General features: G+C 63.6%; 13 protein-coding genes. 4 read left to right on the top strand and 9 right to left on the bottom strand.

Annotation, left to right across the window (positions count from 1 at the left end; translation table 11 throughout):
• Positions 1–12: 12 nt before the first annotated feature.
• Entirely contained in the window at positions 13–453 is a 441-nt protein-coding gene (locus D9X30_RS10000) for an Hsp20/alpha crystallin family protein (RefSeq protein ID WP_153948560.1), read from the bottom strand.
• 299 nt (positions 454–752) lie between these two features.
• Between D9X30_RS10000 and D9X30_RS10005 the strand changes: the two genes are divergently transcribed.
• Together D9X30_RS10005 and D9X30_RS10010 are read left to right on the top strand one after the other, a co-directional pair.
• Positions 753–1,097 (top strand): hypothetical protein, encoded by a 345-nt coding sequence (locus tag D9X30_RS10005; RefSeq protein WP_153948561.1) that lies wholly within the window; start codon positions 753–755, stop codon positions 1,095–1,097.
• Between the two features lie 112 nt (positions 1,098–1,209).
• Positions 1,210–2,874 (top strand): ABC-F family ATP-binding cassette domain-containing protein, encoded by a 1,665-nt coding sequence (locus D9X30_RS10010; RefSeq protein ID WP_153948562.1) that lies wholly within the window; start codon positions 1,210–1,212, stop codon positions 2,872–2,874.
• A gap of 205 nt (positions 2,875–3,079) precedes the next feature.
• Here D9X30_RS10010 and D9X30_RS10015 read toward each other — a convergent pair whose 3' ends face one another.
• The 3 genes from D9X30_RS10015 to D9X30_RS10025 all read right to left on the bottom strand — a co-directional run bounded on the left by D9X30_RS10015 (position 3,080) and on the right by D9X30_RS10025 (position 7,253).
• Positions 3,080–3,265: a hypothetical protein gene (locus D9X30_RS10015; protein WP_153948563.1), complete on the bottom strand. Its 186-nt coding sequence runs from the start codon at positions 3,263–3,265 to the stop codon at positions 3,080–3,082.
• A gap of 202 nt (positions 3,266–3,467) precedes the next feature.
• Entirely contained in the window at positions 3,468–4,796 is a 1,329-nt protein-coding gene (locus D9X30_RS10020) for a carbohydrate porin (RefSeq protein ID WP_153948564.1), read from the bottom strand.
• 33 nt (positions 4,797–4,829) lie between these two features.
• Complete coding sequence (locus D9X30_RS10025; protein ID WP_153948565.1) at positions 4,830–7,253, bottom strand: glucose/quinate/shikimate family membrane-bound PQQ-dependent dehydrogenase; 2,424 nt, start codon at positions 7,251–7,253, stop codon at positions 4,830–4,832.
• Positions 7,254–7,454: 201 nt separating this feature from the next.
• Here D9X30_RS10025 and D9X30_RS10030 point away from each other — a divergent pair, with 201 nt between their 5' ends.
• A complete protein-coding gene (locus D9X30_RS10030) occupies positions 7,455–7,679 on the top strand; it encodes a hypothetical protein (RefSeq protein WP_153948566.1) in 225 nt (74 codons plus the stop codon).
• 523 nt (positions 7,680–8,202) lie between these two features.
• Here D9X30_RS10030 and D9X30_RS10035 read toward each other — a convergent pair.
• From D9X30_RS10035 to D9X30_RS10055, 5 genes are all read right to left on the bottom strand, one after another.
• A complete protein-coding gene (locus D9X30_RS10035) occupies positions 8,203–8,433 on the bottom strand; it encodes a hypothetical protein (protein WP_153948567.1) in 231 nt (76 codons plus the stop codon).
• A 105-nt stretch (positions 8,434–8,538) separates the two neighbouring features.
• Positions 8,539–9,924: a carbohydrate porin gene (locus tag D9X30_RS10040; protein WP_153948568.1), complete on the bottom strand. Its 1,386-nt coding sequence runs from the start codon at positions 9,922–9,924 to the stop codon at positions 8,539–8,541.
• 196 nt (positions 9,925–10,120) lie between these two features.
• Positions 10,121–11,077 (bottom strand): Dyp-type peroxidase, encoded by a 957-nt coding sequence (locus D9X30_RS10045; RefSeq protein ID WP_153948569.1) that lies wholly within the window; start codon positions 11,075–11,077, stop codon positions 10,121–10,123.
• Between the two features lie 272 nt (positions 11,078–11,349).
• Entirely contained in the window at positions 11,350–11,793 is a 444-nt protein-coding gene (locus D9X30_RS10050) for a GFA family protein (protein WP_228770967.1), read from the bottom strand.
• Between the two features lie 21 nt (positions 11,794–11,814).
• A complete protein-coding gene (locus tag D9X30_RS10055) occupies positions 11,815–12,657 on the bottom strand; it encodes an EamA family transporter (protein WP_153948570.1) in 843 nt (280 codons plus the stop codon).
• Between the two features lie 141 nt (positions 12,658–12,798).
• On the opposite strand from D9X30_RS10055, the gene D9X30_RS10060 reads away from it, so the two are divergent.
• Positions 12,799–13,704, top strand: coding sequence for a LysR substrate-binding domain-containing protein (locus D9X30_RS10060; RefSeq protein ID WP_153948571.1), 906 nt, complete (start codon positions 12,799–12,801; stop codon positions 13,702–13,704).
• Positions 13,705–13,736 lie beyond the last annotated feature (32 nt).

Genomic DNA, 13,736 nt, shown 5'->3' on the forward strand with positions numbered 1-13,736 from the left:
GGCCTCCTCAAGTTACTGAACGGTGATAGCGCGCGGCCTGGACGCCTGGCGCTTGCCCACGCTCACTGAAAGACAACCATTGGCATAGCGTGCCTGGACCTTTCCAGGATCTGCGCCCTCGGGCAGTTCAATCACCCTTCTGAAGGCGCCGACGAAGCGTTCCTGCGCGTAATGCCGTGACTCCGGCATGTCGTCCTGCCAGAGCGGTCGCCGTTCGCCGCTGATCGTCAACAGACCACGGTCGATGGTGACTTCGATGTCGTCCTGCTTGAGTCCAGGAGCGAAAGCCACGATCTCTATCGAGTCGTCGGTTGCCCCTATGTTGATGGCAGGAAAGGCGCCGGAGCGCCCGGCGCGGATGCTGGAAGGAAACCCGCTGAGCAGGCTCGCCATCTGCCTTTGCAGACGATCGAAGTCACTGAACAGGTCGGTTCCAAAGAATGCGTCAGTCATGGTCGTGTCCTCCTGTAGAGCGCAGCGAGGAATGAGGGGCATCACGCGCTCCCATTCACTCGCCGACACCCCGGCAAACAAACAGAAACACGCAGCGCGACATCGCGACTGCCTGAGCGGAAATAAAAATAGCAACGGGTAATGCCAATTTCAAGAGCCGCATACATCACATATTTGATTTCTTTCAGGGCACGACATCGCCTCCGGCGCGTGGCCACGCAGGGGCCTTTTATTGGCGCGTGCCCGTGGCATTGCTACGATGAAATAGCAGCCTTTCCCTGCGTTCGTCTTCCGCCGCCATGGACATCGTTCTGCTACGCCGCGGTCATCGCGCATTGATCCTGCCGCGCGACAAGGACCTGATCGACTGCCCTCTGCTGGTGCGCCACTGGTTGGGCGCGCCCTATACGCACAGCACCACCGAACTCACGATCGATACGCCGCTTCCTGGGATTCCCACGCATGTGGTACTGGCGGAGATCCTCCAGAAAGGCTTCTGTGCGCTGGACCTGCATGGCGTGGTGGATGCGTTCGAGGCGCCCCCTTCGGAGGACTTCACGCAGCGGATCGCCCGGGACGCCGACAACAGTGCTACGGATTTGCTACGCGCGAACGACGAACTACACAGAAAACATCGTAGTTAGGCCAATGGCAGCCAACTTCGTATGTGATTCAGGCATCCAGGCGCGGCCAGAAATGCGCCGACCCTGCACGCCCGGTCGGCTATCATGCCAGTCCTCTCCGAAGTAGCTCGCTATGATTTCCGTCCGTAATGTCACGCTGCGCCGTGGCGTCAATGTCGTACTTGACCGCGCATCGGTCACCTTCAACCCCGGCGAAAAGATCGGCCTTGTGGGCCGCAATGGCGCCGGCAAGTCATCGTTCTTCGGCCTTCTCAGCGGCACGCTGCACGAAGACAGCGGCGAGTTCTCGATTCCCGCGGCATGGAAGATGGGGCAGGTCGCGCAGGAAATGCCGGAGACCGAGCAAAGCGCCACGGACTTCGTTGTCGAGGGTGACACCGTGCTGCTGGCGGCGCAGACCGAAGTGGCCGCCGCCGAGGCCAGCGACGACGGCATGCGGATGGCGCACGCGTACATGGCCCTGCACGACGCGGGGGCGCACGATGCCCCGGCCCGTGCCCAGGCGCTGATCCTGGGCCTTGGCTTCAGTGCCGCCCAGCTTAGCCAGCCGGTCAACAGTTTCTCCGGCGGCTGGCGCATGCGACTGCAACTGGCGCGCGCGCTGATGTGCCCGTCCGACCTGCTGCTGCTCGACGAACCGACGAATCACCTCGACCTCGACGCGCTGGTCTGGCTGGAAGCCTGGCTCAAGCGCTATCAGGGAACCCTGGTGGTGATCAGCCACGACCGCGAGTTTCTCGACGCGGTGACGCAAGTGACGGTGCACGTCGACAACGCCCAGCTTGTGCGCTACGGCGGCAACTACAGCAAGTTTGAAGACATGCGAGCCGAACAGCTCGTATTGCAGCAGGCCGCGATGGCCAGGCAGGCGGACAAGATCGCGCACCTGCAGAAATTCATCGACCGTTTCAAGGCCAAGGCCTCGAAGGCGAAGCAGGCGCAGAGCCGTGTCAAGGCGCTCGAACGCATGGAGAAGATCGCCCCGGTGCTTGCCGACGCCGAGTTCAGCTTCGAATTCAAGGAGCCGCTCAACGTTCCGAATCCGCTGCTGTCGATGCTGGACACGAGCTTCGGCTATCCGGCGCCGACTGGCGCACTGCCGGGCACCCCGCCCACGGTCATCGTCCGAGGCATCAACCGTTCCGTGCTGGCCGGACAGCGCATCGGCATTCTCGGTGCCAACGGCCAGGGCAAATCGACGCTGGTGAAGACGGTGGCGCATGCGCTGGCGCCGATTGCCGGTGAGATCAGCGAAGGCAAGGGCTTGAATATCGGCTACTTCGCACAGCAGGAACTTGACGTGCTGCGCCCGCTGGACACGCCGATGGAACATATGATCCGCCTGGCCAAGGACACGCCGCCTCACATGCGCGCCCCCGGCCAAAGCGGAACCGAACAGTCCCTTCGTACTTTCCTTGGCACCTTCAACTTCAGCGGCGACATGGTCCATCAGGCGGTCAGCACGATGAGCGGCGGCGAAAAGGCGCGGCTCGTGTTGTGCATGATCGTGTGGCAGCGCCCGAACCTGCTGCTGCTCGACGAGCCGACCAACCATCTCGACTTGTCCACACGCGAAGCCCTCGGCATGGCCCTCAACGAATTCGAAGGCACCGTGATGCTGGTCAGCCACGACCGCGCTCTGCTGCGCGCCGTTTGTGACGAGTTCTGGCTGGTCACCAAGGGCGGCGTCGAACCGTTCGACGGCGATCTGGACGATTACCAGCAGTTTTTGCGCGACGAAGCCCGTCGCATGCGCGAGGAAGCTGCGGCAGCGTAGCGGCACATCGCCCGAAGCAGGCCAAAGCGCCCGCCCCTCAAAGGCGGACCCTTGTATGCGGCTTTGGCCTTCGCGAATTTTTCTGACGCGCAAACGAAAACCGGCCCGCCGCGCACCTCGATCAGGTGTGCGGCGGGCCGGTTTTTATATTCTTGCGGCGCCTGGCGCGCCGCCCTTCACGATCGGCCGCTACGGCCGATACCGATCAGCCGTTCGCGTAGACGACCTTGGCCTTGCGCGCTTCCGCCTGCAGGCGGGTGAACACGTTCTGCACGGCGGCAATCACGCGCTTCACATCGTTGGCAAAGCCCAGGCTCTGGGTACCCAGTTCGCGTTCGATCAGGTCGCGTTCCAGTTGATCGGTCAGCTTGATGTCGGATTGGATGTTCATGGCGTTCTTCCTGCTAGGGATTACCCTTATGGGGTTTTCCCGCATTGTAGCAGACCGATTGTCGCAATGCAGCATTAGGTAATCGTACGTAGTGCCTGCGCGCAACAGGTGCGCCAAAGTCCGCAATTCCGTCGATCATGTGCTCATTTGCCGCGAAAATGCCGGTTTAGCCGCTTTATCTAGAAAAAGCGGCGGGATAGCCTCAGAACGTGACGCTCGACTTCAACCCGATCAGGAAAGCGTTGCCGTGATGGGACGTCCCGCCCGGGTGCAGGACGTACTGCACGTTGGGACGCAACAGCACCGATGACACCGGGGACCATGCGTAATAGAGCTCGGTCACATACTCATATCCGCTGCCTGCCACGGTGTTGCTCCCGGTCCGCGCATTGTTCTGCGCCACATAGCTGGCAAACCGATCGTTGTTGTGCGTGGCACCGAAGGCCAGGCCCACGGAATCCCGCAGCCGGCTCTCGAATGGCCCTGCGTACTGGATGCCGAGCGCGATCTGGTGGTCCAGCTGGGCAGTGTTGCGATCTGCCTGGGAGACATTCAGGAACACCGTCGCGCCACGGCCGCCCTGGGTTCCCGTGAGCTGTTGCTGGAAATTGATATAGACCCCGAACTGCCCGCTGCGCTGGAGCGGATCGAGGCCGGTCACGCCACGCGGGTTATGGTTGATGTCGTAGTACAGGTCATTGCCATCGGATGTGTTGTACCAGGCCCCGAGCTTGTAAGAGCCGGGGCGTCCCGCAAAGGCCGGCAGCCAGCCCACTTCCAGCGGCAGCAGCGCCCCGGTGGTGCCACTGGGATTGTTCGGTTTCCATCCGTTGTGACGCGCGTAGCTGTCGTCGACATACTTGGGATTGACCTGATAGATGCCCATCTGGGCGTAGGTCTCCTGCGAAGTCCGGTACTTGATGCGGCTGGCCCACTGGCTGGTCGGCCAGTTGACCCAGTAGCTGCCAACCAGATTGCCAGGCTGTGCGCCACAGAAGGTAAGGTTCTGGAAGTCACAGGAAAAGCTGGCAAAGTCCTCGCCAACGGTCAATCGTCCCAGCTTGATTTCGAGGCGGTCGTCCAGCAGCTTCTGATTCACCCATAGCTGCGTCAGATGCCAGGTCTGGCCGCGCCCGTAGACTTCCTGCACAAGCATGTTGTTGCCGATACCTGCGTCCGCCCCCAGATTTCGGCCATTGCGATCGGTCATCGTGAACTGAAAGATCGCACCGCGCCACCCCGCCACCTTCTGCATATCCAGCGTCGTGCTGAACGCCCATTGATCGGCATACCGGGTCAGGTCTTCGGTGCCACCGCTCAGGTTGCGCGCCAGTTCGCTGACGTAATTCACGCCGAACGTCACGCCCTGCTCGGCCAAACGCGTGCGCTGCCCGTTCCAATCCCCGAGCAGATAGGGACTATTGCTTACGTCGTACGCCTGCGCGCCGCACGGAGCCAGACCGAGTCCGGCCCATGAAAGCAGCGCCAGGCGCGTGACGAGCCGGCTGCATGGATTGCCGTTCTTCCGCATGGGTTCGGTGCCCCCGTTGTCAGCGCTGCGGCGCTACTGTGGTAGCGCATAGGCAATGACGTAGTCGCCCAGCTTTGTGCCGAATGAACCGTGGCCGCCGGCGGCAATCACCACGTACTGCTTGCCGTTGACCGCATAGGTCATCGGTGTTGCCTGACCGCCGGCGGGCAGCCGCGCTTGCCAGAGCTGCCCGCCAGTATTGACATCGAAAGCGCGCAGGTAGTTGTCCGCAGTGGCCCCGATAAACACCACGCCACCCGCCGTGACAATCGGGCCGCCCAGCATCGGCATGCCCATCTTGAAAGGCAGCGGGACTGGCGCGCTGTCACGCACCGTACCGATACGGTGCTTCCACACGATGGCATTGGTCTTCAGATCGATTGCCGCGATATAGCCCCACGCCGGCTGTTTGCACGGCAGCCCGAACGGAGACAGGAACGGATTCAGCGTCACGCCGTAAGGGACACCGTATTGCGACTGAATGCCTACCTCCGTGCCGCTGCCCCTTGCGCCTTGCACCGGCTCGACCGGATTACCCGGGCCGCGCGGGATCAGACGCGAGACGAACGGCAGCGCGATGGGGTTGGCGATAGCAATCTGACGATCAGTGTCCACCGCGATGCCGCCCCATTCGAACATGCCAAGGTTGCCGGGGAAGACCAGCGTGCCCTGCAGCGAAGGCGGCGTAAAGGTGCCTTCGTAGCGTAGCTGGTGGAACATCACCCGGCACACGAGCTGGTCGTACATCGTGGCGCCCCACATATCCGCGTCGGTCAGCAGCTTCTGCGGCCGAAACGTCAGCGCGGAGAACGGTTGCGTCGGCGAGACGCGATCCCCTGGCGCGGCGCCCTGCGGCACGGGCCTTTCGGGTGCGGGCACCACCAGCGCCCCGGTGCGGCGATCCAGCACGAACAGGTTCCCCGTCTTCGCGGGCGCATACACGACAGGCACCGTCTTGCCGTCCTTGTCCGTGATGTCGGCAAGCGTGGGCTGCGAAGGCAGGTCCATGTCCCAGAGGTCGTGGTGAACCGTCTGGTAGAACCAGGCCAGCTTGCCGGTAGACGCATGCAGCGCGAGCAGGCCCGATGCATAACGCTCCATGTCCGGAGAACGGTCGCCGCCCCAGATATCCGGCGTCTTGACGCCCATCGGCAGATACACGATGTCGAGCTTCGCGTCATAGGCGGCGGGGGCCCAGGAATTCGGCGAATTCCAGGTGTAGTGCGCGCCGGGCCCCGGAATCTTGTTCGGGTCCGGCGCGCCGGGGTCGAACGCCCACAGCAGTTCGCCCGTCCGCACGTCGTACCCACGGATGACGCCCGACGGCTCGCGCGTCGAGAAGTTGTCCTCCACTGCGCCCGCCACGACAATCACCTTGCTCGTGACGACGGGTGGCGAAGTGGGCTCGTACATGCCCGGTGTGGTGACCGGCATCGCATGCTGGAGATCGAGATCGCCATGATCCGCAAAGCCGGCGCAACGTTCACCCGTCAGCGCATCGAGCGCATAGAGGTGGCCATTGTTGACGGGCAAGTAGATCCGCCGGGTGCAGGCGCCGGCCGACGGCGTTGCGGCTGCGGCTGTCGCGGGAGCCGTGGCGTCGCTGGCAGACGCAACCGGCCCGGACACCGGAGGGCTCGCCGAAAGATCGACATACGACACGCCCCGGCAGGTCACGTGCTGGAATGACGGGTCGGGCTGCAGCTTGGGATCGAACTTCCACTTGAGCGTGCCAGTCGCGGGGTCCAGCGCAAAAAGTTGCTGGTGGGGCGAGCAGAGATAGAGCAGGTTGCCGATCTTGATCGGCGTCACTTCATTGGTGATTTCCACCGGATCTTTCGGCCCTTTCATATCACCCGTACGGAATGTCCAGGCCACCTTCAGGTCTTTGGCATTCTGCGGCGTGATCTGTTGGAGCGGCGAATACCGCGTGCCTTCCTGCGTACGGCCATAGGCCGGCCAGTCGGTGCCGGCAATCCCCTGGCGATCGCTGGCCGGCGTCGCCGCTGCCGTCCCGAAGGCCCCGTGGACCGTCTGTGGATCGTTGAAAGTCGCGTAGACCAGCAAGCCGGCCCATATCACCAGCGCGGCGGCGAGCAGCCCCACGCCAAGCCTTGGCCTGCCCGGCAGGCGCCAGCCGACAAGCAGAAGCAGCCATACGCCGAACACGACCAGCACGCCGGCGCGCGGCGCGAGCGCCCAGAAATCGGTTCCCGATTCCCAGACGGACCAGATCGCGGTACCGAGCAGCAACAACGCATAGAGCACCAGCGCCACCGGGCTGCGCAGGTAGAGGGCCAAGGCCACCCCAAGCAGGACGACGCCGGCCACGACGTAGTAGGCCGAACCGCCGAGCGAGACCAGCCATGCGCCGCCTCCCAGCAGATATAACCCTGTGAGCGCCGTGAACAGCAAGCTGACAACGCCGACAAGGCCAAGCGATCCAGGACGTGCCATTCCCTCCTCCAAGCGGTTGGTCTGTGTAATCTAAGCAATCCTTCAGGATAGTTCGGCCTCTTGGTCTGTTCCAACATAGCGCATTGTCGACATGGAACAGCGTGCCGCTGACGCCGGGGCACCCCGGCATGTTCGTTGCTGCTTCGACGGCAGGCAGATGCGGCCCTTGCCACTTCATTCCCCTGCCTGCCAGGAGCAACCATGGAGGAAAGTCTCTTCTATCGCGGCCACCATATCGTGGTCAAAGCCGAAGAACACGTTTTTGGCAAATGGTGCTGGACGTACACCATCGACCACAAGGCAGCCTATAGCGATCATGGCCCCTTTCACGGCAGCAAGCGAACGGCGATGGATGCGGCGATCAAAAGCGCGAAAGCGCGCGTTGACAGGACGTTCGATGGTGGCGCGCCTGCAAAAAAGGAGTAGTGTGCCGCCCTTCATCGGCCGCGGGACCCGGATCGGCACCCGTTCCGGGATGACGCTGTACGAAACCCGTCGATTCCTGACGCAATGGCGCAAGCGGCCACGTACTACATTGATGTCGTCCGGCACCCGCCGGCAACTCGCTCTGGCCGCGCCGTAACTTGGCGCGGTTCTTTTTTGCCGGCGGCGCGCCTGCCTCAGTAACTTGCGTAGTTCGATTTTTCAATGCCGACGAAACTTCTGCCGTGCAAGCCGCGCGCTGGTCAGCGTGTAGCGAAACGCTGAGGGCGGACCGTGGCTGAAATCGGATGGTGTTAACGCAGGCAGTCGCAGGCAGCCGCAAACAGGCCGCCGCAGTCGGGCGGGTCGTGCGCCGCAAGGTGGCGGTACAACGTCTACAGGGCCCGAACCAGGAGAGACACCGCAGCGTAGACCGCGCCCACCGCCAACACGCACGCGGCGAAGACCACATAGTATTTCATGCCGTGGCGGGGCGGATTTGAATGGAAGTGATGGATAACAGGCCTCATCGATCAACCGCCGAAGCCCCGGCTTTCTCACGGCGCAACTGAGCCGCGCGCCATTCCAATGCATCGAGGGCGCCTCTCATATTCGTCAGCACCTGGGCCTCGATCGTGGCATCCCGTCCGTCCCGGGTCAGCCAGCGGACCAACCTTGTCTGGCTTGCCACATCCTTGCTGAGGTCCTTCAGATATCGCTCGACCGCCGCCAGGTCGCCCAAGTCTTCGCGTCCCATATCGTTGCCCTTTCCCCGGAATCGTAATTTCTACATTAATCGACGGCCGGCGGGATGGAAATCAACGGCGGATTGTCCGGATATCCTCCTATCCGGACATCGATATCAAAATTGTGCATGCACGCGCACACCGTAAAAGCGTGCGGGCCCACGATCGCGGTTGTAGCCCGGGTGCCTGATGTACTGGAAGTCCGGGCTGACGAAGAGATGCCGCTGCACGGCCAGGCTGTAGAACACCTCGCAAATCTGCTCGGGGCCATAGCGCAGCGCGCCGTCGCCAAGGAAGCCGCCCAGGCCGCCCTTCGCCAGGTATTCCTGATGCTGCTTCGACAGTCCGTTGACAGCCACCGCGACCCCCAGGCTGTCCATGCCCCGATGCCAACTACCGCCCTTCAGGATCGCCCCGACCGAAGCGCTACGCCCCACTTCGGTAAATGCATAGCTTTCGGTCTTGTCATCGGCCCAATCGGCCCTGGCATATAGCCCCAGCGATTCGCCAACCTTCTGCTCCAGGCTCACGCCTGCCCCCACTTTCGCGTGCTCGCGCCGGACCTGCGCCACATCGGGCGGGCCGCCGCTGCGCGATGCCAGATCGATTGCGTCCGAAAACGCTCCCATATGCGCGTGATTGCGCCACAGCAGCAGGCGTGCTTTCCCAGCGTTGCCGAGCAAGGTATAGGCGCGCTCCAGTTCCAGCATGTCGCCGTAGTGTTCGAAGATCCGGGTGTCCAGTTGCAGCCCGTTTGGCTCCACAGGTTGCAGGAACCGGCCGATGCGCACGGCCCAGTCGCCATCGATGTACTCGACCGCCGCGCCCCAGGTATAGCCCCGCGCATCGGCGGGATAGTCGAACGAGGCGTGCGAGGCAAAGGCCGTATTGAGGTACTCGCTGCGCGGATCGTGGGCGTACTCGAGGCTGTTGAAGACATCCAGCACCGACAGATTGCCAGCCGTGATGACGACGCGGCGCTTGGCCCGTGAGCCGGCAAGTTGATGAAATCCCGATTCCGCCGATTCTGTCTCGCTACCGATTGCGATCTCCTGCCTGAGGAAAAGGCGAGCCCGGTAGATCGTGGGATTGGCGACGGCGGCCTTGGCCAGCTCCGCGTTGGCCAGGCCGCCCAGCCCCTGCGAATCGGAAAATGCGACACCCTGGATCAGTTCCGGGTCCAGAAAGACAGCGGCGCCATGCCACAGCCGCAATCCGACGCTCAGCGTTGCCGACCATGAGTAGCCGTGCTCCGCCGACGGCAGCAGGCTCTTGGTGCCCGTGTAGGCGGCCGGGAACGATGGCTTGTACTGCCAGACATAAGTGGACTGCCCATGTACTGCTATCGTCTCCTCGGGTTTCGACACCTCGCTGCCGCTCGTCGGCGCCACTTCCTCCAGACTGGCCGTGGGATCCTCGTTGGCTGCCGCGGCGGGCGCGCCGAATACGAGGCACGCCAGGAGAAGCGCCCAGTGTGCTGCGCGAAGACCGTCATTGAACATGGCCGCAATGTCCTCGCGCCTCCATTGATCAGGAGATCAATCTAGCATTGCGCTCGGCGCCCCGATGTCAGACAGGCATCAGATTGGTTTGCGGATTTGGCTGACATGCCCGCAACCCGCCCCAGACGACTTGCTCCCTGAAGTTGGCCGTCCATCCATACCTTGGCGGGCGTTTTTTTGGCCCGATGCCGGCCAGTCAGCCTGCCGTGCCGGGCTCGCGCTCCGACAGCGACTCCAGCAGCTCGGCTGACGGCACAAAGAACAGGCCGCCCGTCACCGCCTGGCTGAAATCGAGCAGCCTGTCATAGTTGCCGGGCGGCTTGCCGACAACCATGTTTTCGAGCATCTGCTCGATAGGAGCCGGCGAGCGGGCGTAGCCAATGAAGTACGTACCGAATTCGCCCTTGCCGGGCTGGCCGAACGGCATGTTGTCGCGCAGGATCTTGATCTCCTCGCCGTTTTCCTCGAGCGTCGTCAGCGTGCTGTGCGAGCAAGACGGCTTGACCGCATCATCGAGCTCGATGTCGTCGAGCTTGGTCCGCCCGATGATGCGCTCCTGGGCCTCCACCGTCAGGTCGTTCCAGGCATCCATGTTGTGCAGGTACTTCTGTACGAGCACATAGCTGCCGCCCGCGAACGCCGCGTCCTCGTCGCCGATGATCGTGAAACGGGCCTTGTCGTCGCCCTCGGGGTTCTCCGTGCCATCGACAAAACCCACCATGCTGCGCATGTCGAAGTACCGGAATCCCTGCACTTCGTCGACCACGGTCACCGCGTCGCCCAGGCGCCGCATCAGCTGCATGGCCAGCTCGAAGCACAGATCCATCTGGTCGGCGCGGATATGCAGGAGCAGGTCGCCCGGCGTGGCCGGGGCACGGCGGTTGCCGGCCTCGAACTCGCGAAACGGATGCAGCGAAGCCGGGCGGGGATTGCCGAAAAGCCGGCTCCAGGCATCCGATGCAAAGCCGCAAACGCAAGACAGGTTGCCCGCCGGCACACGCTTGCCTACCGAGCGCACCAGCGCGGCGATGTCGCCGCAGATCGACCTGACCGTGTCGGCGTGCGCGGCGCCCTCCGAAATGGTGGCGACGATAAAGATCGCGCTGCGGGTGATGGGGCTGTAGACAGCCTGCGGAATGGGGGTGTTATTCATGTTCTTCCAGTCGCTTGACGGTGGTGGGCCCAATGAGTGGTCCGGTGGCTCGCCGCATCGCCGCCCATGTGACCGATCCCATGGCGCGGCAAAACGGGACGCCGGCCCCGCGATGATAGGCGCCGCCCGCCCTGCGCACAATATCGCCATGGCCGCACGTCGGCGGCACCGGGGCGACAACCGCAACGCCTCGGGCAGCTGCGTGCTGTTCGGCGACAAGGAAGTGGCGGCCAAGGGCTGCTGCCCGGCGCCTGGGGAACAAGGCTGATTCTTCACCCAAGCGGCGCGTCAGCCGGCACGTACCGCAGCGTACCGGCCTGCCGCGCCGGGCCGCCGGTATCGTTCGGATGATTGACGCCATCCATGACCGGCACCTCGGCAAAATCGAACGGGCTGACGCCGTCGATGCAAGCCACGTTGACGCCGTACAGATTCGGATTCGAACGCCGCTGCAGATGCGTATGGATGCCGCAGCGCGAACAGAAGAAGTGCTGGGCCGATCCGGTGTTGAAGCGGTAGCTGCTCAGTAGCGCCTCGCCGCGCAGAAACCGGATGCCACCGATTTCCGCCGCGACGACGACAGCGCCTCGCATCCTGCAGTAGGAACAGTTGCAGCGGCGCACCGCGTCGAGGCCGTTGCTGAGTGTCGCCTCGAAGCGCACCGCCCCGCAGTGGCATTGACCCGTCCACCGATCCTGATTCATGTCGCTCGTCATGCTGCCAATCTCTCCGCTTGTTCAAAGTCCCAGGCAAACCGTGCCGGCCGTGACGACCAGGCAGGCAAGCCAGCGTGCGCGGCTGACGGTTTCGCCCAGGAACACCCGTCCGATCAGCACCGCGAACACCACGCTGGTTTCTCGCAACGCCGACACCGCACCCATCGCACCCGACTGCAGCACCCAGATCACGATCCCATACGCGGCCAGCGACACCAGTCCGCCCGCCAGCGATACGCCGACCGACAGCGGGTCGGTGCGGACCGGCGTCAAGAGCGCCCCGGCGCCACGCATCGCAACGAACAGCACCGGCATCAGCCAGTAGAACAGGAACATCCACGCGGTGTAGGAAAGTGCCTGGCCGCCGGAAAGCCTGACGCCGATGCCGTCGATGACCGTATAGAGCGCAATCGTCGCGCCGGTCGCCAGCGCTGCCAGCGCACCCGCGCGCGACACACGGCGGCCCTGCAACGCGATAGCGATGATGCCGCCCGATATCATCGCCACCCCCAGCACGTGCAGCGGCGCGATGGCCTCCTGCGCGAACCATGCCGCCCCGAGCGTCACCAGCAGCGGCGACGAACCGCGCGCAACCGGATAGGCCAGCGCGAGGTCGTTGCGGCGATACGACCGCACAAGGCTCATGTTGTAGACGATATGCACGAGCCCCGATGCCACCACGTACGGCCACGCGGCGGGGGTGGGCAAGGGGCTAGCCAGGACGATGACCGTGGCCACCGCCGCGATGGCGATGCTCATCCACGTCATGGACAGGAAGCGATCCCGATTGCCATGCAGCATCGCGTTCCAGCTTGCGTGAAGCAAGGCGGCCAATAGCACGACGCCACCGGTCAGACCGAACATAGGGTTGGCGAATGAAAGTGGGCGGGGAACACGTCAAAACGCGTCACGAAGATGGAGAACTACCGCGAAGCAGGATACCTATCTTGTAAGCGCCGGACAATCGAGATAAATTGGCCTATCACGTTAGAATCTCTATCTCCAATGAAACGCGTCTTGCCTCCGCTGAATGCCTTGCGGGCCTTCGAGGCCGCTGGCCGGCTCGGCAGCATCAAGGACGCCGCCGCCGAACTGCATGTGACGCACGGCGCGGTCAGCCAGCAGGTGCGCCTGCTCGAAGAATGGCTCGGCGCCCCGTTGTTCGAACGGCATCACCGCCGCGTGGCACTGACGCCCGCGGCCAAGGCCTATCTGGACAAGGTCGGCCCCCTGTTCGAGCAACTCTCGCTGGCCACGGCCCGGTATGGCGTGACCGATACAGTCGCTCGCACCTTGTCCGTGAACGCATCCGCCACCTTCACCTTGCGCTGGCTGGTGCCCAGGCTGGCAGCGTTTCGCGCGGCGCATCCCGACGTGGAGGTCAGCGTGGAGACCTCCAACGCGCCGCTGGAGAGCCTCGGAGACGGGTATGACGTGATCATCCGGGGCGGTCCGGACACGTTCTACGGCTATGCGACCCGCTCTTTCCTGCACGAGGAACGGGCGCCGGTCTGCAGCCGGGCGCTGCTGCAGCGCCTGCCGCTCCAGTCGCCAGGCGACTTGCGCCAACACACGTTGCTGCATACGTCGAGCCTGCCCCGTCTCTGGCCAGACTGGCTGACCAGCGTGCAGATGCCGACGCTGATCCCGGCCGCCACCTTGAACTTCGACCACTTCTATCTGACCTTGCAGGCCGCGATCGACGGTATCGGCATCGCGATAGGGCCAATCGCGCTGGTGGCCGACGATCTGGCCACCGGGCGGCTGGTCGAGCCGTTCGCCACGCCGCGCCTGCCATCCCGCAGCTATTGCACCTACGTGCCGGACCACAAGTCTGGCGATGAACTGGTCGGGCAATTCTGCGCATGGCTGGAGCGCGAGGGCATGGCACCCCAAGGCGCCGCCCGTTAGCCCGCCGCCGCCCCGTTTCGGCCCTTCCACGA

This window comes from Cupriavidus sp. U2 (genome assembly GCF_009663685.2).
In the GTDB taxonomy this organism is placed as follows: Bacteria; Pseudomonadota; Gammaproteobacteria; order Burkholderiales; family Burkholderiaceae; genus Cupriavidus; species Cupriavidus necator_C.